This window comes from Pedomonas sp. V897 (assembly GCF_051304405.1).
Classification (GTDB): Bacteria; Pseudomonadota; Alphaproteobacteria; order Sphingomonadales; family Sphingomonadaceae; genus Pedomonas.
This window is the reverse complement of sequence record NZ_JBPPGG010000001.1, coordinates 52,444-73,281: the sequence shown is the minus strand read 5'-3', so window position 1 is coordinate 73,281 and position 20,838 is coordinate 52,444. Positions and strand designations below refer to the sequence as shown.

Sequence of the window (20,838 nt, the reverse complement as noted above, 5' to 3'; positions counted from 1 at the left end):
TCAAGGGACATGAAAAACCGCCGACTTCTCCCTTTCTTCGCAGTTGCAGCCTTCGTCTGCGTGGCCGGCTTCCGGGCGGACACCGGAGCGCCGGTGCGGGTGCTGGTTCGCACGGCCGAGCAGGATGCCGCCTACAGGGGGGTCAGTTCCGGGCGGATGCTCTCGCTCGACCAGATACGGGCCATCGTCTCGCGCCGGGTAAAGGGGGAGTATCTGGGCGTCGAGATCGATGAAGGCTCCCTCCAGGAAGGGATTTACGTCTACCGGTTGACCTATCGCCGCCCCAACGGCGCTATTGTCCGGGTGGACGTGAACGCTCAGAATGGACAGATACTGGCCGTTCACGGCAGCTGACCGTTCGAGGAGAGCAGGGGGACGCATGCGTATTCTGGTGGTGGAAGACGAGCCGACGCTGCAGCGCCAGCTGAAAAGCGCGCTGGAGGCCGCGGGGTACGCGGTTGATGCCGCCGGCGACGGCGAGGACGGACACTTTCTTGGCTCCACCGAATCCTATGACGCGGTCGTGCTGGACCTGGGGCTGCCCAAGATGGACGGCCTCAAGGTGCTGGAATCCTGGCGGCGGGAAGGCCACGCCATGCCGGTTCTGGTGCTGACAGCGCGCGATTCCTGGTCGGACAAGGTGGCGGGACTCGACGCGGGCGCGGACGACTACCTGGCCAAGCCGTTCCAGATCGAGGAACTGCTGGCCCGCCTGCGCGCGCTCATCCGGCGCACCAGCGGCCACGCCACCTCGGAGATCGAGGTGGGGCCCATGCTGCTGGACACCCGCTCCAGCCGGGTGACGGTGAACGGCGAGCCGGTGCGGCTGACCGCGCAGGAATACAAGCTGCTGGCCTATCTGGTGCACCACAAGGGCAAGGTGATCTCGCGCACCGAGCTGACCGAGCACATCTACGATCAGGACTTCGACCGGGATTCCAACACGATCGAGGTGTTCGTCACCCGCATCCGCAAGAAGCTGGGCGTCGATCTGATACGGACCGTCCGGGGACTGGGCTATTGCCTCGAAGACCCCGGTACGGCCTGAGCAGGCGCGGCGCGTGAGCAGCCAGAAGCAACAGCTGCATTTTCTGCTGTTCCAGCCGGGGTCGCTTTCGCGGCGCCTGGTGCTCATGGCGGCGGCGTGGATCATCCCCATGCTGATGGCGGGCGGCTTCGCGCTCGACCGGGTGCTGGCGGACAACCTCACCCAGGGCTTCGACACCCAGTTGCGCCAGTTCCTGCGCTCCTCCATCGCAGCGGCGGAGATCGATCCGACCGGCGAGGTCCGCAGCACCCGCGCGCTGGGCGACCAGCGCTTCTTCGAGCCCTATTCGGGCCTCTACTGGCAGGTCTCCGCCCCGGGCATGGAGCCGTTCCGCTCCCGCTCCCTGTGGGACCGGGCCTTGCCCTACGATCCCAACGTGCCGGCGCGGGAAGGTGTCATCCGCACCATCACCGCCTTCGGCGGCGAGGAGCTGCGCATCGCCGAGCGCGACGCCATGCTGCCGGGCTCGGACAAGGTGTTCCGCTTCGCCGTCGCCATCCGGGTGAACGAGCTGCACGAGCAGATCGCCGCCTACCGCCGGGTGCTGGTGTGGTCGCTCTCCATCCTGGCGGTGGGGCTCCTGACCATGGGCGCGCTGCTCGCCACCTACGGCCTCAGCCCGCTGCGGCAGGTGCGCAAGGCGCTGGCGCAGATCCGCTCGGGCGCGGCGACCCGCATCGACGGGACACTGTTCCCGCCCGAGATCCTGCCGCTGGTGGAGGAAATGAACGCGCTGCTCGCCCACACGGAGGCGCAGGCGGAACACGCCCGCACCCACGCGGGCAATCTCGCCCATGCCCTCAAGACCCCGATGAGCGTGCTGATGAACGAGGCGCAGGACCCCGGCAGCCCGAACCTGCGGGAGACGGTGCTGGCGCAGGTGGCCCTGATGCGCCGCCACGTGGACCACCACCTGGCCCGCGCCCGCGTGCTCGGCCGCCGCGCCGACATCCGCGCCCGCACGCCGGTGTGGCCATCCCTGCACAGCCTCAAGCGGGCGCTGGAGCGCATCTACGTGGAGAAGGCGTTCCATGTGGAGATCCGGGGTGACGACTCGCTGGAGTTCCGGGGCGAGCGGCAGGACCTGGAGGAAATGCTCGGCAACCTGCTCGACAACGCCGCCAAATACGGCAACGGCAGCGCCCGGGTCACCGTGACGGCGGAGGAGGCGGCCGAAGGAGACCGGCGTTTCCTGCGTATTGTCATCGAGGACAATGGACCCGGCATTCCGGTCGAGAAATGGAGTCTGCTGTTCGAACGCGGCGTGCGGCTCGACCAGAGCTCCAAGGGCACCGGCATCGGCCTCGCCATCGTGCGCGACATCGCGGACATCATGGGGGGCAAGGTCTGGCTCGACCAGTCGAAAGATCTGGGCGGCCTCGCCGTGGTCCTGGTTCTGCCGCGCGCGGCCAGCGCCTGACAGACCGGTCCCCCGCGAAAGGCGTGTTCAGCCGCAGTTCAGTCGAACGCGCCTATCGTGCCGGTAGTGAACCAAATTGGCGTAAAAACGGAGAAGTCGTTATGCAGTTTCGGGGGTTTTCTCGGTGGGCGCTGGTGCCGGCGATTGCCCTGGCACTGCCGCTCGGGGCGTGCCAGGACTACGGCACCAAGGAAAGCATCGGCACGCTGGCGGGTGCAGGCCTCGGCGCCTGGGCCGGCTCGGCCATCGATAACGACGGCGCGGGCGGCGTCGTCGCCATCGCGGCCGGTACGCTGATCGGCGGCTTCCTCGGCAACCAGATCGGCCGCGGCCTCGACAAGGCCGACCGGCTGGAAGCCGAACGCGCCCAGTACCAGGCGCTGGAATACGGCCGCTCCGGCACCCGCACCGAATGGGTGAACCCGGACAGCGGCCACAGCGGCTGGGTCGAGGCCAAACCCGCCTACGTGGCCGACAACGGCCAGAACTGCCGCGAATACACCCACACGGTGAACATCGGCGGCAAGCAGGAGCAGGCCTACGGCACCGCCTGCCGTCAGGCGGACGGCTCCTGGAAGGTGGTCAACTAAACGGTTTTTTCCTGATGCAGGAGGGTCTCGGACCCTCCTGCACCTCCCTTTCGTTTATCGGGCCGCGCCTTGAACAGATCGAGGCGCCCCCTGATAAGAGGGGATTGAGCGGGCCGTGTCTGGCACGTCCGGAGCAGGCGTCTGGAACGGGCGGGAGGCTCGCAATCACGCGCGATACACGCGCGGCCCTGTAAAACCAGTTCCATCCAGCACCCCCATTTTCCGACGCACGCTCCAAGGAGAAAGGGAGGTGCAGGAGGGGTAAGCCCCTCCTGCAAAAAGGAAAGCAAACGCGCTTTCCTTTCGGCTGATGTAATTTTATATCATCAGCATGATGATCCCCGTCACCATTCTCACCGGCTTTCTCGGCGCGGGTAAAACCACGCTGCTGAAGCGTCTGCTGGCCGATCCGCGCTTCTCCGATACGGCTGTTGTCATCAACGAGTTCGGCGAGGTGGGGCTCGACCACATGCTGGTGGAGGCCGCGCCCGAGGCGATCATCGAGATGACGTCGGGCTGCCTGTGCTGCACGGTGCGGGGCGACGTGCGCCGCACGCTGCTGATGCTGATGGAGCGCTCCGAGCGGGGCGAGATTCCGCTGTTCTCCCGCCTCGTCATCGAGACGACCGGCCTTGCGGACCCGGCGCCGGTGATCCACACCCTGCTGCTCGACCCGCGCCTTGCCCGCCGCTACCGGCTGGCGCAGGTGGTGACGGTGGTGGACGCCGTCAACGGTCCGGGCACGCTCGACCGCCAGCCCGAGGCGGTGAAGCAGGCGGCCGTCGCGGACCGGCTGCTGGTGACCAAGACCGACCTCCTGAGCGAAGGTGAGGGGGCCGCCCTGTTCGAGCGGCTGCGCGCGCTGAACCCTGGCGCGGTGATCGCGGACACCGGCGCGCCCGACTTCGACCTGCGCTCGATCGTGGACGACACGCTCACCTTCCGCCCGGACCTGAAGCCGGACCAGGTGCGCGGCTGGCTGGCCGCCGAGGTGGTGGAGGCGGCGCATGACCATGGCCACGACCACAGCCACGACCACAGCCACGATCACGACCATCACGACCACCACCATGACGTGACCCGGCACTCGGAGGACATCCGCTCCTTTGCGCTGGTGCTCGACCAGCCGATCAGCCGCTTCGCCTTCGCCATGGCGATGCAGCTGCTCACCGCCAACCAGGGCGAGGACCTGCTGCGCGTCAAGGGCATCATCAAGCTGGAGGAACACCCGGAGCGGCCCGTCGTCATCCACGGCGTGCAGCACATCCTCCACGACCCGGTCTACCTCGACCGCTGGCCGGACGACGACCAGCGCACCCGGCTGGTCTTCATCACCCGCAACATCCCCCGCGAAACCATCGAGGGCTTCTTCCGCGCCTGGTCGCAGGTGTCGCAATAGGGGTGTTTTTGTCGGGGTGTTTTTTTGCAGGAGGGTCGCGGACCCTCCTGCACCTCCCATTCGTTTTGACGGGCCGCGTTTGAAACCGGCCGGGGTGCGCTCTGTACAAGGGGGTGAGCGGGCCGCGTTTGGCAGGGCTTGTCGCGTTCACTGGAGCGGCCGGGAGGCTCGCAACCACGCGCGATACAGGCGCGGCCCAGTAAAATCAGATCCAGCCCGCACCTCCCATTTCCGACGCACGCCCCAAAGGGAAAGGGAGGTGCAGGAGGGTCCGCGACCCTCCTGCAAAATCCAGCAAATCCCGAAAGAAAAAACTCAATCGTAGCGCAGTGCTTCGATCGGGTTGAGCCGGGCGGCCTTGCGGGCCGGGTAGTAGCCGAAGACGATGCCGACGAGTCCGGCGAAGAATAGGCTGACCAGCACGATCTGGGGGTTCAGCGTCACGTCGAACGCGCCGAGCAGGCTGATGGCGAACACCAGCAGCAGCGAGATGGCGACGCCGATGAGGCCGCCGACCAGCGAGAGCAGGGCGCTTTCGGTGAGGAACTGGCTGAGGATGTCCTCGGGCCGTGCGCCGACGGCCATGCGCAGGCCGATCTCGCGGGTGCGCTCGGTGACCGAGACCAGCATGATGTTCATGATGCCGATGCCGCCCACCACCAGTGCGACGGAGGCGATGGCGCCCAGCAGGGCGGTCATGGTGCGGGTGGTCTGGGTGCGCAGGGCCATCATCTCGGTGAGGTTGCCGATGCGCACGGGCGACTCCCCTGTGGCGGCGGTGTGCTTGCGCTCGCGCATCAGGGTTTCGATTTCCTGCTGCACGCGGGGCATGATCTCGAGGCGGGACGTCTTGACGAAGATGGCGTCGATTTCGCCCGCGATGCGGTTGCCCGCGCCCATGAGGCGGGACTGGGCGGTCTTGAGCGGCACGATGACCACGTTGTCCTCGTCGCGCTGGCCGCTGCCGCTGCCTTTGGGGGCGAGCACGCCGATGATCTTGAGCGGCACGCGGTTGACGCGGATGGTGGCGCCGACGGCGCCGCCCTTGGGGAAGAGTTCGCGCCGGACGGACTCGCCGATCAGCACCACCTTGGAGGCGCTGCGTTGTTCGAGCGGCCGGAAGTTGCGCCCCTCCGCGACGGCCCAGTTGCGGGCGATCAGGTAATCGTTGGTGGAGCCGAGGAGCTGGGCTTCCCAGTTGGTGCCGCTCGCGACGATCTGGCCCGAGCCGAAGCGCACCGGGGCAGCGGCGGCGACGCCGGAGATGCGCTTCTGCATGATCTCCGCGTCGCTTTCCACCAACGGGATGGCGCTCTCCGCGCTGCGGACAGGCCCGCGCCCGCCGGCGGGGAAGATGATCATCAGGTTGGTGCCCATGGCGCGGATTTCGCTGTCGATCTTGTCGCGCGCGCCCTGGCCGATGGAGACCATGGTAATGACCGAGGCCACGCCGATGATGATGCCGAGCATGGTCAGCGCGCTGCGCAGCTTGTGCGCCTTGAGCGAGAGGTAGGCGAGGCGGAGGGAGGGAATCAGCTTCATGACGTGCGGATTTCCTGGTCTTGGGCGAGGGGGCGCCAGATGTCTGTGTTGGCCTCGTCCGACTCCACCCGGCCGTCGCGCATGCGGATGATGCGGTTGCCCGCATGGGCGACGCGCTCGTCGTGCGTCACCAGCACGATGGTGAGGCCGCCCGCGTTCAGGGTCTGGAACAGGGCGATGATCTCCGCGCCGGTGCGGCTGTCGAGCGCGCCGGTGGGCTCGTCCGCCAGCAGGAGCAGGGGATCGTTCACCAGCGCGCGGGCGATGGCGACGCGCTGCTGCTGGCCGCCCGACATCTCCGAGGGCAGGTGGTTCATGCGGTTGGCGAGCTGCACCCGCTCCAGGCAGCGGCGGGCGCGCTCCGGGCCGTCCGTCACCGGCTCGCGGCGGTAGATGAGCGGCATGGCCACGTTCTCCAGCGCCGTCAGGCGCGGGAGCAGGTGGAACTGCTGGAACACGAAGCCGATGGTGCGGCCGCGCAGCTCGGCCAGTTCGGTCTGGCTGGCGGCGCGCAGCTCGGTTCCGCCGATGGTGATGGAGCCGCTGGTGGGCGTGTCCAGCGCGCCGATGAGGTTCATCAGCGTGGACTTGCCCGAGCCGGACGGCCCCATGATCGACACGAACTCGCCGCGCCCGATGGTGAGCGAGACATCCTGCAGGGCGTTGACGGTCTCCTCGCCCATGCGGAACTGCCGGGTGAGCCGCTCGCAGACGATGATGGGCTCGCCTGTGGTCACGATGCGGCACTTTCGCTGATGATGACCTTCTCGCCGGGCTGGAGCTTGCCCCCGACGACGGCCACCTCCTCGTCGGTGCGCACACCGGTGAACACGGGGCGGCGCTCCGGCTTGCCATCGCGCGCCAGCACCCACACGGTGCCCGGCTGGCCCTTGACGCCCGGGGGCGGCTGGTCCGCCGGTTCGGCCGCCTCAGGCGGCGGGGCGGTGCGGTTGCCGCCGCGCGGCGGGCCCATCGGCGGGCCGAAGCCGCCGGCGGGCGGCGGCGCGCGCCGTGCCGCCTCGGCGGCAATGGCGGCGGGCTCGTAGCTCAGCGCCATGATCGGCAGCTTGAGCACGTTCTTCACCTCGCCAAGGTAGATGGTGGCGTTGGCGGTCATGTTGGGCAGCAGCTTGCCGTCCTTGTTGGGGGCGGTGATGATGACGGTGTAGGTGACAACGCCGGTGGAGGTGGCCTGGGTCTGCCCGGTGTCGCCGCTGGCGAGGCGCACTTCCTTCACCTCGCCGTGAAACACCTGGTCGGGGTAGGCGTCCACGGTGAACTCGGCCCGCTGGCCGGGGCTGACGGCGCCGATGTCCGCCTCGTCCACCTTGGCCTCCACCTGCATCTCGGACAGATCCTCGGCGATGGTGAACAGGGTGGGGGTCTGGAAGCTGGCGGCGACGGTCTGGCCCACGTTGATGGCGCGGCTGATGACGATGCCGTCCACCGGGGCGCGGATGTAGGTGCGGGAGAGGTCGATGCGGGCCTGGTTGAGGTTCGCCCGGGCCTGGAGCAGGTTGGCCTCGGCCAGCTTCACCGCGGCGCGGGCCTTGGCCAGAGTCGCCTCGGCGGTCTCGGTGCCGCGCGCGGAATACCACCCGCTGGTGGAGAGCTTGCGCTTGGTCTCGTAGTCGCGCTCGGCTTCCTTCAGGTCCGCCCGGGCCTGCTCCAGCTGGGCGAGGGCGGTCGCCTCCTGCGCCTCGCCCTGGAGCACCCGCGCCTCGAAGGTGCTGGGGTCGATGCGGGCCAGCACCTGGCCCTTCTTCACGGGCGTGTTGAAGTCCGCGTACAGCTCCTTGATGAGGCCGGAGACCTCCGAGCCCACCTCGACCGTGCCCACCGCCTGAAGGCTGCCCGAGGCGGTGATGCGGGTGACGATATCACCCTGCTCGGCAACGACGGTCTGGTAGACCGGCCGTTTGGAGGCGCTGAAGGTCCAGGCGGTAAAGCCCGCGGCGGCAATGGCAAGAAGGCCGCCGATGAGAAGAAGGCGTCGCCGGGATGTCATGAATTCTCTCGATTACCAATGAATTGACCGTTGAAGGTGACTGGACCGTGGAAGAAGGTGATCGTCCGCGCGCGTTTCCTGCGAACCCTTGAAATGTGTTCATACATACGGACGAGTGAGGATACTTCCTTCGAGCGGCCGGAGGAATGTTTATACACTTGAATTACATTCGCTCCACATGCCTCCTGTAGCCCCGGGACGGGCGGGAGGGAAGGCCGCGGGCCGTCCGGCCCCGCCAGAATGACGCTCCCCCTAGACGAAGCGGCTGTGGATCGCCAATTAGCAGGGGGCTAACACGTGTTACAAAGGTGAACAGACGCATGGCGCAGATCCCCGTGACCGTTTTGACCGGCTATCTGGGTGCCGGCAAGACCACGCTCCTCAACCGCATCCTCACCGAGCCGCACGGCAAGAAGTATGCCGTGATCGTCAACGAGTTCGGCGAGATCGGCATCGACAACGACCTGGTGGTCGATACGGACGAGGAAGTGTTCGAGATGAACAACGGCTGCATCTGCTGCACCGTCCGTGGCGACCTCATCCGCATCATCTCGACCCTTCTCAAGCGTCCGGGCCGGTTCGACGGCATCATCGTCGAGACCACGGGCCTTGCCGATCCGGCGCCCGTCGCCCAGACCTTCTTCGTCGATGAGGATGTGCGCGCCAAGACCCGGCTGGATGCGGTCGTCACCGTGGTGGACGCCAAGCACCTGCTGCTGCGTCTTGCGGACTCGCAGGAAGCGCAGGAGCAGATCGGCTTTGCCGACATCATCCTCATCAACAAGATCGACCTGGTGACGCCGGAAGAGCTGAAGCAGGTGGAAGCCGCCGTGAAGCGGATCAACCCGTATGCGGTGGTCTACCATACCGAGAAGGCGCAGATCGACGTGAACAAGCTGCTGGATCGCGGCGCGTTCGACCTCGAACGCATTCTGGAGGCGAACCCGGGCTTCCTCGCCGAGGAGGATCACCACCACCACGATCACCATCATCACCACCATGATCACGATCACGAATGCGACGAGCATTGCGATCATGACCACCACCATCACGACCACCACGCCGCGCCCAACGTCATCCACGACAAGGGCGTGACCAGCGTCTCCCTGCGGTCGGAGAAGCCGCTGATCGGCGAATTGTTCACCCGCTGGATCAGCGACCTCACCCAGGAGAAGGGGCCGGACATCCTGCGTCTCAAGGGCATCCTCAACTTCCAGGGCGAGGAGCAGCGCTTCGTGGTGCAGGGCGTGCACATGATCCTCGACGGCGACCTCCAGAAGCCGTGGGGCGAGAATGAGCCGCGCGTGTCGCGCCTCGTGCTCATCGGGCGGAACCTCGACCCGAAGGCACTGAACGAACAGTTCCAGGCCTGCGTGGCGTAATCCCATGCCGCTGATGGACGACAACGGGCAGGCGCTCAATCTGGGCGCCTATGTGGAAGCGGTGGTGCCGACGGCGGGCGGGCTCGCCTTTGCCACCACCGAGGGGCAGGTGGCGTTCGGCGCCACGCCGCCGCGCCGGATTCACGACGGCGGCATCCTGTGCGCTGCTGCCTTCGACGGCGGCATCGCCACGGGCGGCGACGACGGCTGCGTGAAGCTGGTGAAGGCGGACGGCACGGTCGTTGATGTGGCCGAACTGCCGGGCAAGTGGATCGAGAAAATGGCGGCGAGCGACGGCGGCGGCATCGCCTTCGCCACCGGCAAGACGGTGCACGTGGCCCGGCCGGTGAAGGGCATTTTCCGCACCATCGCCCACGAGCACACGGTGCAGTCGCTGGCGTTCGATCCCAAGGGCAAGCGGCTGGCGGTTGCCCACTACAACGGCGTCTCGCTGTGGTGGGTGAACTCGGATGCCTCAAAGCCGATGGTGCTGGGCTGGAAAGGCGCGCACACGCTTGTCACCTGGAGCCCGGACGGCAAGTTCGTGATGACCGCCATGCAGGAAAATGCGCTCCACGGCTGGCGGCTCGCCGACCTCGCCGACATGCGCATGGGCGGATACCCTTCCAAGACCAAATCCTTCGCCTGGGTGGACAAGGGGCGCTATCTCGCTACCTCCGGCGCGGAGGCGGTGGTGCTGTGGCCGTTCACGGACAAGAACGGGCCCATGGGGAAATCCGGCTTGCAGCGCTTCGGCCTCGGCGCGCTGTGCACGGCGGTTGCGGCGCATCCGAAGCAGGGCATCCTGGCGGCGGGCTTCGCTGACGGCGCGGTGCTGCTCTATCGCACGGACGACGAGATGGAAGTGCTCGTGGCGGGCCGCACCGACGAGGAAGTGCCGGTGACCGCCATCGCCTTCTCCCGCGACGGCAAGCAGCTTGGCTTCGGCCGCGAGGACGGCACGGGCGGCCTGGTCGAGCTGCCGGGCTGAGCGTGGCACACATTCGGACATGAGAAAGCCGCCGTCCCCTCGAGGGGCGGCGGCTTTTTCGTGCTGACGGACCGGGTGTGCCGATCCGGGCGCGTCAGAGCGCGGTCTTGCGCGGGCGCCCGCGCTTGCGCGGCGCAGTGGCGGCAATGACGGCCGCTGCGGGCGTTTCCTTCGGAGCGGTTGCGCCGTTGGCCTTGGACGCGGGTTTCTTGGCAGACGATTTTTTTGTCGCCGTCTTTTTGGCGGGCTTTTTGGCAGCAGGTTTGGCGGCGGGCTTGCTGGTTGCTGCCTTGGTGTCGGCCGCAGCCTTTTTCCCGGTGGTCGCCTTCGTGTCGACGCCGTTGGCCTTGGCGTCGGGCTTCGCCTTCGTCGTCGCCGCCTTTGCCTTCGGCTTGGCCTTCGCTTTCGCCTTCACAGGCTTGGCCGGCTTCTCCGCCGGCGCCGCGGCGGCTGCCGGAGCGGCGGATTTTTTCGCCGCCTTTTCCAGCGCGGCAATGCTCTTTGCGAGTTCGGAGAGTTTCGCCTTCTGATCGGCGATGACTTTTTCCGCCTTTTCCAGCCGCTTGGACAAGCGCTCGATCAGCTTGTCGGTGGTGGATGGCTTGGCCGCCGTCTTGTCGCTCGCGACGGAAGTGGACTTGGGCGCAGCCTTGGCACGAACGGTTGTGGCTTTGGCCATGAAATCCCCCTTTCGGTTCCCGTGTGCACCCTGAACAGTCACAAATTAATAGTCTTTATGCAAGAAGGGTTTTTATGACCAAAAGAGGGGTGTGGACTGCGCCCGTCAGCTCTTTTTCAGGGCGCAGACTTATGGGACCGTCGCGTCGTCATCCGGCACATATTCGAGAATATCGCCGGGCTGGCAGTCCAGAAATTCGCAGATGCTGTTCAGCGTCTCGAAGCGGATGCCTTTCACCCGCCCGGATTTCAGCAAGGAGAGATTGGCTTCGGTGATGCCGACGTGCGCCGCCAGATCCTTCGAGCGCACCTTCCGCAGCGCCAGCATCACATCAAGACGGACAACAATGGCCATGGCTCAGACAATCTGCTCGTTGTCTTCGGCGATGCGCTGGGCCTCGCCCAACAGGCGCGCCAGGAAGAACAGCAGCACGCTGACCAGAAGCGCAAAGAAATCGCCGCCGTCGAAGGTGAGGGTGACGGTCCGGGTGTCCGCGTCGCTCGCAAGGGCTGTGGCAATGTCGAGAACCGGCAGCACGAGAATGGAGGCCAGCGCCGAGATCATGACGAACAGGGCAAAGCCCCGCAGCTCCGCCACCGTGGTGCCGGTGAAAAGCTGCCCCCGCTCGATGGCGCGCAACATGCGGATGAGCCGCCACAGCGCAATCGCCAGCGGCAGGCCGGCAATGGCGGCGGCGATCAACTCGTTCCGGTTGGCGGGTGTGCCGCTGTCGCTCGCGCTGGAGATGTGGACTTCCCCCGGCTGGCCAAGGCCCGCCAGCCCGGCAATGGCGGCGTAGAGGCAGATGCCGACGACCACCACCAGCGCGAGAGCGGTGCCGATCCGCAGCCGTCGCGCGCCAACTGACACGTCTTTCGAAAAAACCATATTGCCTCGTCGAAAAAAATTATCGTATTACGATAAATACTGTTCGTGATTCAGTGTAGACGGGTTTGGGAAGGCCAGCAAGATGATTGATCGGCGGCAACGCGCATCTGGAAGCCGTGTGGTGCGCCCGGCCTGGGGTCTGGCTGTCCTGCTGCTTGCAGCGGGTTGCAACGTGGACGGACCACGGCCGGAGACCCCCTGGCAGGAAGCGCAGAAGCAGGCGTTCCAACGCGATCGCGACCTGTGCCGCTCGGTGGCCGAGCGGAAGATCCCCTACGTGAATCCGAAAAAGGACGGCGCGGTTGCGGCCCGCTCGCAACGCGTCGAGGCCGAGACGCAGGGCTGCATGCTCGCGCGCGGCTGGAACAACCCTGAATTCGATGGCTGGAAGGACGGTCGCCAATGATGAAATCCATGCGTCCCCTGTGGGCCGCCCTGGCGGTGGCGGGTGTGTTTACCCTGCACATGCCCGCCACCGCGGTGGCGATGATCGCAACGGGCGAGGCGCCCGCTGCAACGGATGGGCAGGCGGCACTCGACGCGCTGCAACGGGCACGCATCGGCGACCTGCGGCAGGTGGAGGCGCTGCTGCAACGCGGCGGGCTGGGTCCGGCGAAGGCGAGCCTCCTCGAGGCGCAATATGCGGCCGCCCATGGCCGGGACGCCGTCGCCCGCGACGCACTGGCCCGCTATTTCGCGAGCGCGGACGCGGACCCCGCCCGCATGACCCGCGCCTGGGAAGTGGCGTCCGAGACGGCCTTCGTGGCGGGCCGCTATGAGGAGGCGGCGCGCTATGCCGATCTGCTCCTGACCCGCAGCCAGAACAGGAACCCGTTCCTTCAGGACGGCACCCGCCGGCTGCTGGAAATCGCAACCCTCCTGGCGCGCGAGCCCGGGCAGGTGCTGGAGCGTCCGGGCAATGGCCAGCCCGTGCCGTTGAAGCGGGACAAGGTTGGCCTCTTGCGCGCCGAATTCTCCACGGGTCAGAGCCGCGAGGAGGCGCTGCTCGACACCGGCGCCAACCTCTCCGTCGCCAGCGCCAGCGCGGCGGCGCGCCTGGGGCTGCGGATCATCGATGGCGCGTCCTCCGTCGGCAATTCGCTCGGCGGCAGCGTTGACGTGAAGCTCGGCATCGCGGACCGGCTGGAATTCGGCGGCGCGGTTCTGCGCAATGTGGTGTTCGTCATCATGGACGATGCGGCGCTCGAATTTCCGGTGCCCGGCGGCTACAGGATTGACGCCATCATCGGCCTGCCGGTGATGCGCGCGGTGGGGCGGATGGACTTCGGCCCGGGCGAGACCCTGCGGATCACCGGCTCGGAGGCTACGGCGGAGGCGCCGGGCAACCTGCGGCTGATCGGCAGCAATCCCTTTGTGGTGACCACCATCGCGGACCAGACGCACGCGCTGTTCCTCGACACCGGCGCAAACCGCTCGTCCCTCAGCAAACTGTTTGCCGCGGCGCGGCCCGATCTGATGCCCGAGGATACGGGAGAGGTGGGCGGCAAGGCGGGCGTGGGCGGCGCGGAGAAGGTGCGCCATGCCCTTTACCGCGCACTGCCGGTTGCCATCGGCGGGCCGGCCGCCACGGCCATGGACCTGAAGCTGGAACTGGCGGACAGCGAGGACCCCGACCAGCCGGAAGGCATCATCGGCGCGGATATCCTGTCGCGGTTCGAGAGTTTCAGCATCGATTTCGGCAGCATGACGCTCAGCGTCGGTCAGCCCCGCGTCGCGGCGGCACGCCCGGCGACCCATGCCCGGTGAGGCGAACGCGGCCGTGCGGCCATCGTGCGGCCGCAACGCCCGGTCGTGAACGCGGCTGATTTTGTTGCACACTCGTATCAAGATCGGGAAGATTGGATAGGAAACGTAACGCGTGCGGACGCCCGGTCGATCGCCTTCCGGTTCGGCCGGGCGTCCGCATTTTGCGAGGACTTGTCGTATGATGGCTTTGACGATGGAGACGCGCGCCCGGCTCGTGCGAGAGCTGCGCTGGTATCTGATCGCCGCTTTCGTGCCGACGATCGCTCTGGCCGTTCTCGCCTGGACACAGGGCGGGCTCGCCCGGTTTCCGGCGGCCGTGCTCGCCATGCTGGTTCCGATGATTGCGGCAATGCTCGTGCAGAAGCGGGTGGTGAAGAAGCCCGTCTTCAAAGGCGGGCTGCTCGGCTTCCGCAAGGGGCGCCTGCTGTGGTGGCTGATCGCGCCGCTGGCGGCGGGGCTCATGGTCGCTCTCGCCTTCGTGTTCACCTTCGCGATGGAGCCCGCCTTGCTGGCGACGGGGGCGAGGGTGGCGGACAATCTCGACAACCTCGCCAACCTGCCCGACCTGGGAGGCTCACCGGCGGCGCGTCTTGGCGCGCTCGTCGTCATCGGCCTGCTGGCGGGGCCGCTGCTCAACCTGCCGGTCTATCTGGGCGAGGAGGTGGGCTGGCGCGCCTTCATGACGCCGCGCCTCACGATGCTTTACGGCCGGCGCGGCGTTGTGCTGGCCGGGCTGATCTGGGCGGTGTGGCATACGCCGCTGATCCTCCTTGGCCATAACTACGCGGAGCATCCGCTCATCGGCCATCTTGTGTGGCTGCCGCTGTGCGTGTGCCTGTCGATCCTGTTGCAGGCCGCCTACCGGGCGGGCAACTCGATCTTCGTGGCGGCGCTGGCCCATGGCGCGATCAACCAGGCAACGGGCATTCTCTTTGCCGTCTTCGTGACCGGCGACGGCTTCATCGACTGGCTGCACGGACCCGCGGGGCTGGCGGGCCTACTCGTCGCGCTGGGCCCGGCGCTGTGGATTTATCTGCGCCGCCCGGACCTCCTGGAAGCGGAACCGGTCGGCCCGCACGACATTCGGAACGATCAGCACTAATGGTAGCGCAAGGAAAACGACCGTGAACCGACTGAAAGCCCTGTTTTTCGCCCTCTGCCTCGCGGTGCCGGGGGCGGCCCATGCCGAGGAGGCGGCCGACGCCCGGACGATCGCGGCCATCGAGGCGGTCGCCTATGATTATGTGGACGGCCAGCTGGAGGGCGACCCGGAGCGGGTGGCCCGTTCGCTGCATCCCGATCTCGCCAAGCGGGCCGTGCGGCAGGCGGGCGAGGGGGCGGACGAGGTCTTTCCGCTGCGTCGCATGACGCGGGACGAACTGGTGGCGCTGACCCGGCAGGGCGTGCTCAAGACGCCGCGCGAGCAGTGGTCCCGCTCGGTCAAGGTGCTGGACGTCTACGGCGATGCGGCCGTCGCCCGGGTGGAGACGCCCTGGTTCGTCGACTACTTCCACCTCGGCCGCTATGGCGACCGCTGGCTCATCGTCAACGCCCTGTGGTACCCGAAATCCTCACGATAGGGGAAAGCAGCCGGTTCGGTGCCGTCATGATCTTGGCGGCGTCGCGGACGGGGCAGTATAGGGGACAGGCCCCGTGTCGCCGCTGCCGAGAGAGGACGGATAAAGCCATGCCGATGCACAGTCGCCTTCGCCGATGCGGATTGATGTGCAGCGTCGTGGCATCGATGCTGCTGGCCGCATGCGACCCGTCGCCCCGGCAAGAGGAGGCAGGTCAGGCGGACGCACAGACAGCCGCCGACACCACCCCCCACTGACGCTCAAACCGATGCATCTGCCGCCGAAGACCCGGTCGCGTCCCGAACGGACCCGGTCGTCAGCCGTCTCAAGGGGCACTATGTGCTCTGGGAGGATTTCGAGGGCGGGTGGGGGTGCGAGATCACGCTGACCGACACCCCGACCATTGGCGGATTTGCGGCCACCACCGACGACGCCTGTCTGCGCCAGCTGGACATTCCCGAAGACGTGTTCGCCTGGTTCATCGCGCCCGACGACGGCTGGCTGGTGCTGATCGATGTCACGCGCCGCATCCTGCTGCGGCTTGAGCCGCATCAGGACGGCACCTTCTATGCCGTGCGCAGGGAGCTGCAATTGCCGAACCTGGTCCTCTCCGTGCCGGTGGAATCCCGCTGACGCAAAAGAAAACGCCGGCGCCGAATGTGCCGGCACCGGCGTTGTCTGTCTCAAACGTCTCTTGCGTGCGGCCGGTTATTTCCCGGTCGCGCTCTGCGCGCGGATGCCGCCGAACTCGGAGCCCGGCTTCCACTGCGGCCAGCGGTCGGAATTGGCGAGGTCGCGTCCGATCTCGTAGGCCAGCGCCACGTCGTCCGCCGCGCCGCGGAAGTCCAGCTCGGGCGTCCAGCGGTCGCAGGTCTGGTGATAGCAGGCCATGTAGGCCTTCAGCCAGGCCTCGCCCGCGGCGCGGCCGCCCTCCACCAGATCGGGCGCGCCGCTGATCGCCATGAACAGCAGGGTCGGCACGCCCCGCCGCGCAAACGGCAGGTGATCGGCCCGGTAGAACAGGCCGCGCTCAGGCAGGGCTTCCGGCGTGACCGTGCGCCCCTGCGCGGCGGCGAAGCGGGCGAGGTCGTCCTCCAGCTCGTTCTGGCCGTGACCCACCAGCAGCACGTCACGGGCCGGACCGCCGGTGTTCATGATGTCGATGTCGATGTTGGCGACGATCTTGCCCGCGCGGGACGCAATGGCGTCCGCATAGGCTTCGGAGCCGAGCAGGCCGCGCTCCTCGGCGGTCCAGAAGCCGAAGGTCACGGTGCGCTCGGGCTGCGGCCCGGCCTTCAGCGCCCGCGCGATTTCCAGGAGGGCGGCCACGCCCAGCGCATCGTCGTTCGCGCCGGCGCGAACGGTGCTGCCGTCCGCCGCCGGGGCGCCGATGCCGTGGGCATCCCAGTGGACGCCGTAGAGAACTTCCTCGTCCGGCCGCGACTTGCCCGGAATCTTCGCCAGCACGTTGCGGCTCATGACGCGGGTGTGCTGGACCGGAATGTCGGCGGAGAAGGTCGCGCCCTTGAGCGGCACCGGGCGGAAATCCTTCTGGCGCGCCTTGACCCGCAACGCCGCCAGATCCTCGCCCGCATCGGCGAACAGGCGGGCGGCTGCCGCGCCTTCCAGCCAGCCTTGCAGCAGGATCCGCTGGTCGGCGGGCACATCGGCCAGGTCGTAGTTCTCGCCACCGGGGGCGATCACGGTCTTCCAGTCATAGCCTGCGCCGGGCGTATCGTGCACGATGAGCGCGCCGATCGCGCCGCGCCGTGCCGCTTCCTCGAACTTGTAGGTCCAGCGGCCGTAGTAGGTCATGCGGCGGTTGCCGAACTTGCCGGCCGCATCGTCGGCTTCGGTCGCCTCGAAGTCCGGGTCGTTGACCAGAAACACGGCGATCTTGCCCTTCAGGTCCACGCCCTTGAAGTCGTCCCAGTCCTGCTCCGGGGCGGTGACGCCGTAACCCACGAACACCATGGGCGCGTTGTCGATCGTCACCCGGTCAACCGGGCGCACGGTGCTGACGAAGACTTCCTTGCCCTGCGCCAGCGGGATCACCTTGCCATTGAGGCTGGCCTGCATCGTGCCGGGCTGAACCTGGGTGCGCACCAGCGGCACGTCCTGCGTCCACTGTTCGCCGGGGGCGGCGGGTTCGAGGCCGATGGTCTCCAGTTGCTTCACCAGCCAGTTGAGGGTGATGGTCTCGCCTTCGGTTCCCGGCGCGCGCCCCTGGAACTCCTCGGATGCGAGGATCTTCACGTCCTGCGACAGCCGCTCGGGGCTGATGGGCGGACGGGCAAGGGCGGCGGTGGAAAGGCTGGTGGCGGCCAGCAGGGCAAACGCCATGGCAGGGAAGAATTTCGTCATCGTCCAACTCCTGAACCGTTGGGTCAGGTGTGCAACAATCAGCCGGACGGATCAAAAGGATTCTGGCCGACCGTTTTCGGCGCGGGGCCTCTGACGGGGCGGAACCTGTCCTTGAGCGCGTCCACGAGGGCGCGAAGGGCCGGGGGCATGACGCTCTGGCGCGGATAACAGAGGTAGAAGCCGGGAAACGGCGCGGACCACTCCTCCAGCAGGGCGACCAGGCGCCGGTCGGCCAGGTGGGCGGCAACCGACTTTTCCTCAAGGAAGGCGATGCCCACACCGGCGAGCGCCGCTTCAATGGTGAATGACCGGCTGCTCGAAATCACGGGGCCATCGACGGAGACAGCGAACCAGCGCCCGTTCTCGTGAAACTCCCATGCGTAAGGCGTGCTTTGCCCCGGCCAGCGCCACTGGATGCAGCGGTGCTTCAGAAGTTCCCTCGGTGTCGCCGGCGTGCCATGCTCCGCCAGATAGGCAGGGGAGGCGACGGCAATCTGCCGGATCTCCCTGCCGAGCGGGATGGCGACCATGTCGCGCTCGATGACCTCACCGATGCGGATCGCCGCGTCGAAGCCTTCGGCCACGAAATCGATGACCCGGTCATCGATCGTGAGATCGAGCACAATGTTCGGATAGCCCCGCGTGAAATCGTGGAGGATGGGCGCGATGAACTGCCTGGCAGCGGAGTGGAAACAGTGCAGCCGTACCGTGCCGCCCGGCTCCCGGCTCGCCTGGCGCACACTGTCGAACGCCTCGGCGAGCGTCGCCAGCGCCCCGCCGACGTCGGCGAGGAGTGCCGCGCCCGCCTCCGTCAACGACACGCTTCGGGTGGTGCGGTTGAGCAGGCGCTGGCCCAACCGTTCCTCCAGCCCGCGAACCGTCTGGCTGAGCGCAGAGGGCGAAATCCCCAGGCTTTCAGCAGCGCGCGAGAAACTGCGCTGCTCCGCTACCGCGACGAACGCGCGCAGCGCCCCGAACTCGCTGGGATGGATCATGGTTGGAACGCTCCATTGTTTAGCTGTGCTTACAAGCTTCTGTGGAACTTCGCGGATTATCTCGGAAACAGCCTCATCCATAATGGCCTAAAGGAGACTGATTATGAAGACATGGTTCATTACCGGCATCTCACGCGGTCTTGGCAAGGCGCTGGCCGAGGCGGCGCTCGCGCGCGGCGACACCGTGATCGGAACAGTGCGCGACGCAGCGCCCGCAATGGACGCAGGCGCGGGCGCCCTGCATGTTCTGACGCTCGACGTGGCCGATCCGGGCGCCGTGCGCCAGGCCGTGACGGAAGCCTTCGGGATCACCGGCCGCATCGACGTGCTGGTCAACAATGCGGGCTACGGCCTGCTCGGCGCCATCGAGGAAGCGGACGACGCGGCAGTCGACCAGCTGATGGCCGTCAACCTGCTGGCCCCGTTCCGCATCATCCGGGCGGCGCTGCCTGCGATGCGTGCGCAGGGTGCCGGACACATCCTCAACATCACCTCGATCGCCGGCCGCGCGCCGATGGCGGGGTCGGGCCTGTACGCGGCCGCCAAGGGGGCAGTGGAGATGATGTCCGAAGCCCTGGCGCAGGAGGTCGCGCCGTTCGGGCTCAAGGTGACGGCGATTGCGCCGGGCGCTTTCCGGACCGATTTCCTGTCGGACCACTCCATCCGGCGCAGCCGGCAGACCGATGCCTACGCGGACAGTGTTGGCGCGGCTCTCAACTATCTCGACGAGATGGCGGGGCGTCAGAAGGGCGATCCGGCGAAGGCCGCGCAGGCAATCCTGACGCTCGTCGATGCACCCGAGCCGCCGCTGCACCTTCTGCTCGGCAGCGACGCGCTGCGCCGCGCGCGCGTGAAGATCGACGCCCTCATCGAGGAGATCGACCGCTGGGAGGATCTCACCCGCTCCACCGACTTCGAGGAGAGCCTGGGGTGACCGCGCTGCCGCACGCCTGGAACCTCGAAAGCAAGGTTGCCATCGTCACCGGAGCGGCGCGCGGCATCGGCCGGGCCACCGCCGAGCTGCTGGTCCGTCGCGGCGCCCGGGTCGTCGCGACGGACCTCTCCGACGCTGTTCATGAACTCCGGGCAGATGGGTGCGCCACGCTGACGGGCGATGTAGCCCGTGAAGCGGTTGCGTGCGAGACGGTCGCACTGGCGCAGGACCGCTTCGGACGGCTGGATATCCTCGTCAACAACGCGGGACGGACGCTCAACCGACCGCTGCTGGAGACCAGTGTGGAAGAGTTCGAGGCTGTTCTGGCGACGAACGTGCGCGGCGCCTTCCTGCATTCCCGCGAGGCGGTACGTGCCATGCTCGCACATGGGGGTGGGGCAATCGTCTCGGTTGCCTCCATCGCCTCGACGGTCGCGATGTCGGATCTTGCCGCCTATGCCGCCTCCAAGGGCGCGGTCGCTCAGCTCGCGAAAGTGATCGCGGTCGAATACGGCACGCGGGGCATCCGCTCCAACGTCGTCGCGCCGGGTGTGGTGGAGACCGACATCCTCCAGTCGACCGGCGTCGAGAACAGCCGGGCGGTGCTCGCCAGCTATGGCGACGCCCACCCGGTCGGCCGCGTCGGCCAGCCGCAGGAGATTGCCGAGGTGATCGCCTTCCTGGCCTCGCCAGCCTCCAGCTTCATCACCGGCGCGATGGTCATGGCCGATGGCGGCTACACCGCACTCTGAGCGGGAGGCGGCTCATCGGGCAGAGAGCCTGTCATCGGGCGCAGCGCGGCGCTCGGCGAACAGCTCGGACAGCGCCAGCGAGGCGGAGATCGCACGCGGGAACCCGGCGGTGACCGTCGTCAGATAGACGATCTCCTTCAGCTCATCCTCGCTGACCCCGAGGTTGAGGGCATAGCCGGCGTGGATCTTCATGTACGCCGTCTCGCCGAGGGCTGCGAACACGGCCACCGCGGCAAGCTGGCGTGTCCGGCTGTCGAGGCCCGGCCGCGACCAGACCTCGCCCAGCGCGTAACCCCGGGTTGCATCGGCGAGAAACGGAAACTCCTGCCGCAATCGCTCGAGCACCGGTTGCGGCGCGCCGTTGTTCAGGTCCCTGACAACCGCGTCGCCGCGCCGGTGCCGTTCGTCGGCCGACCGGGCCTCGGCCGATTGGGGAAGCGCCGCAAGCAGAAGCAGTGCGGCAGCGGCCCGGGGGCGGAGAGGGGAGGCCATGGCGGCTCCC

At 67.4% G+C, this 20,838-nt stretch carries 22 protein-coding genes and 1 pseudogene; 14 read left to right on the top strand and 9 right to left on the bottom strand.

Going from position 1 to position 20,838, the window contains the following annotated elements:
- The first annotated feature begins 9 nt into the window (after positions 1-9).
- The 5 genes from ACSJJU_RS00425 to ACSJJU_RS00405 all read left to right on the top strand — a co-directional run bounded on the left by ACSJJU_RS00425 (position 10) and on the right by ACSJJU_RS00405 (position 4,457).
- Entirely contained in the window at positions 10-354 is a 345-nt protein-coding gene (locus ACSJJU_RS00425) for a PepSY domain-containing protein (protein WP_435913155.1), read from the top strand.
- Positions 355-379: 25 nt separating this feature from the next.
- Positions 380-1,048 (top strand): response regulator transcription factor, encoded by a 669-nt coding sequence (locus ACSJJU_RS00420; RefSeq protein WP_435913154.1) that lies wholly within the window; start codon positions 380-382, stop codon positions 1,046-1,048.
- A gap of 13 nt (positions 1,049-1,061) precedes the next feature.
- Entirely contained in the window at positions 1,062-2,468 is a 1,407-nt protein-coding gene (locus tag ACSJJU_RS00415) for a sensor histidine kinase (protein ID WP_435913153.1), read from the top strand.
- Between the two features lie 101 nt (positions 2,469-2,569).
- The gene (locus tag ACSJJU_RS00410) at positions 2,570-3,058 is read left to right on the top strand and encodes an RT0821/Lpp0805 family surface protein (protein WP_435913152.1); all 489 of its coding nucleotides are present in this window, start codon (positions 2,570-2,572) and stop codon (positions 3,056-3,058) included.
- 331 nt (positions 3,059-3,389) lie between these two features.
- Positions 3,390-4,457 (top strand): CobW family GTP-binding protein, encoded by a 1,068-nt coding sequence (locus ACSJJU_RS00405; RefSeq protein ID WP_435913151.1) that lies wholly within the window; start codon positions 3,390-3,392, stop codon positions 4,455-4,457.
- 315 nt (positions 4,458-4,772) lie between these two features.
- Here ACSJJU_RS00405 and ACSJJU_RS00400 read toward each other — a convergent pair whose 3' ends face one another.
- The 3 genes from ACSJJU_RS00400 to ACSJJU_RS00390 are packed head-to-tail and all read right to left on the bottom strand — an operon-like array spanning position 4,773 to position 8,007.
- The gene (locus ACSJJU_RS00400; protein WP_435913150.1) at positions 4,773-5,999 is read right to left on the bottom strand and encodes an ABC transporter permease; all 1,227 of its coding nucleotides are present in this window, start codon (positions 5,997-5,999) and stop codon (positions 4,773-4,775) included.
- Entirely contained in the window at positions 5,996-6,736 is a 741-nt protein-coding gene (locus ACSJJU_RS00395; protein WP_435913149.1) for an ABC transporter ATP-binding protein, read from the bottom strand. Before ACSJJU_RS00395 ends, ACSJJU_RS00400 begins: the two co-directional genes overlap by 4 nt.
- Entirely contained in the window at positions 6,733-8,007 is a 1,275-nt protein-coding gene (locus tag ACSJJU_RS00390; RefSeq protein ID WP_435913148.1) for an efflux RND transporter periplasmic adaptor subunit, read from the bottom strand. Before ACSJJU_RS00390 ends, ACSJJU_RS00395 begins: the two co-directional genes overlap by 4 nt.
- 320 nt (positions 8,008-8,327) lie before the next feature.
- Between ACSJJU_RS00390 and ACSJJU_RS00385 the strand changes: the two genes are divergently transcribed.
- Both ACSJJU_RS00385 and ACSJJU_RS00380 read left to right on the top strand, forming a co-directional pair.
- On the top strand, positions 8,328-9,389 hold the full coding sequence (locus tag ACSJJU_RS00385) for a CobW family GTP-binding protein (RefSeq protein ID WP_435913146.1): 1,062 nt from the start codon (positions 8,328-8,330) through the stop codon (positions 9,387-9,389).
- Positions 9,390-9,393: 4 nt separating this feature from the next.
- Positions 9,394-10,380, top strand: coding sequence for a WD40 repeat domain-containing protein (locus ACSJJU_RS00380; RefSeq protein ID WP_435913144.1), 987 nt, complete (start codon positions 9,394-9,396; stop codon positions 10,378-10,380).
- A gap of 94 nt (positions 10,381-10,474) precedes the next feature.
- Here ACSJJU_RS00380 and ACSJJU_RS00375 read toward each other — a convergent pair whose 3' ends face one another.
- The 3 genes from ACSJJU_RS00375 to ACSJJU_RS00365 all read right to left on the bottom strand — a co-directional run bounded on the left by ACSJJU_RS00375 (position 10,475) and on the right by ACSJJU_RS00365 (position 11,947).
- Entirely contained in the window at positions 10,475-11,059 is a 585-nt protein-coding gene (locus ACSJJU_RS00375) for a hypothetical protein (protein WP_435913143.1), read from the bottom strand.
- A 129-nt stretch (positions 11,060-11,188) separates the two neighbouring features.
- Complete coding sequence (locus tag ACSJJU_RS00370; protein WP_435913141.1) at positions 11,189-11,413, bottom strand: helix-turn-helix domain-containing protein; 225 nt, start codon at positions 11,411-11,413, stop codon at positions 11,189-11,191.
- 3 nt (positions 11,414-11,416) lie between these two features.
- Entirely contained in the window at positions 11,417-11,947 is a 531-nt protein-coding gene (locus ACSJJU_RS00365; protein WP_435913139.1) for a DUF2975 domain-containing protein, read from the bottom strand.
- A gap of 82 nt (positions 11,948-12,029) precedes the next feature.
- On the opposite strand from ACSJJU_RS00365, the gene ACSJJU_RS00360 reads away from it, so the two are divergent.
- From ACSJJU_RS00360 to ACSJJU_RS00340, 5 genes and pseudogenes are all read left to right on the top strand, one after another.
- Positions 12,030-12,353, top strand: a complete 324-nt coding sequence (locus ACSJJU_RS00360) for a hypothetical protein (RefSeq protein ID WP_435913137.1) — start codon at positions 12,030-12,032, stop codon at positions 12,351-12,353.
- Entirely contained in the window at positions 12,350-13,714 is a 1,365-nt protein-coding gene (locus ACSJJU_RS00355; RefSeq protein WP_435913135.1) for an aspartyl protease family protein, read from the top strand. The genes ACSJJU_RS00360 and ACSJJU_RS00355 overlap by 4 nt, the downstream gene beginning before the upstream one ends.
- Before the next feature lie 178 nt (positions 13,715-13,892).
- Complete coding sequence (locus ACSJJU_RS00350) at positions 13,893-14,816, top strand: CPBP family intramembrane glutamic endopeptidase (RefSeq protein WP_435913133.1); 924 nt, start codon at positions 13,893-13,895, stop codon at positions 14,814-14,816.
- A gap of 22 nt (positions 14,817-14,838) precedes the next feature.
- Positions 14,839-15,294 (top strand): nuclear transport factor 2 family protein, encoded by a 456-nt coding sequence (locus ACSJJU_RS00345; protein ID WP_435913131.1) that lies wholly within the window; start codon positions 14,839-14,841, stop codon positions 15,292-15,294.
- A gap of 330 nt (positions 15,295-15,624) precedes the next feature.
- Positions 15,625-15,924: pseudogene (locus ACSJJU_RS00340) on the top strand (AprI/Inh family metalloprotease inhibitor); the annotation flags it as partial.
- A 75-nt stretch (positions 15,925-15,999) separates the two neighbouring features.
- On the opposite strand, the gene ACSJJU_RS00335 reads toward ACSJJU_RS00340, so the two are convergent.
- Positions 16,000-17,655, bottom strand: a complete 1,656-nt coding sequence (locus ACSJJU_RS00335; protein ID WP_435913129.1) for a M20/M25/M40 family metallo-hydrolase — start codon at positions 17,653-17,655, stop codon at positions 16,000-16,002.
- Positions 17,656-17,693: 38 nt separating this feature from the next.
- The gene (locus tag ACSJJU_RS00330; protein WP_435913127.1) at positions 17,694-18,650 is read right to left on the bottom strand and encodes a LysR family transcriptional regulator; all 957 of its coding nucleotides are present in this window, start codon (positions 18,648-18,650) and stop codon (positions 17,694-17,696) included.
- 103 nt (positions 18,651-18,753) lie between these two features.
- Here ACSJJU_RS00330 and ACSJJU_RS00325 point away from each other — a divergent pair, with 103 nt between their 5' ends.
- Both ACSJJU_RS00325 and ACSJJU_RS00320 read left to right on the top strand, forming a co-directional pair.
- Positions 18,754-19,584, top strand: a complete 831-nt coding sequence (locus tag ACSJJU_RS00325; protein WP_435913125.1) for an oxidoreductase — start codon at positions 18,754-18,756, stop codon at positions 19,582-19,584.
- The gene (locus ACSJJU_RS00320; protein ID WP_435913123.1) at positions 19,581-20,336 is read left to right on the top strand and encodes an SDR family NAD(P)-dependent oxidoreductase; all 756 of its coding nucleotides are present in this window, start codon (positions 19,581-19,583) and stop codon (positions 20,334-20,336) included. The genes ACSJJU_RS00325 and ACSJJU_RS00320 overlap by 4 nt, the downstream gene beginning before the upstream one ends.
- Positions 20,337-20,348: 12 nt before the next feature.
- Here ACSJJU_RS00320 and ACSJJU_RS00315 read toward each other — a convergent pair whose 3' ends face one another.
- A complete protein-coding gene (locus ACSJJU_RS00315) occupies positions 20,349-20,828 on the bottom strand; it encodes a carboxymuconolactone decarboxylase family protein (RefSeq protein ID WP_435913121.1) in 480 nt (159 codons plus the stop codon).
- Between the last annotated feature and the right edge of the window lie 10 nt (positions 20,829-20,838).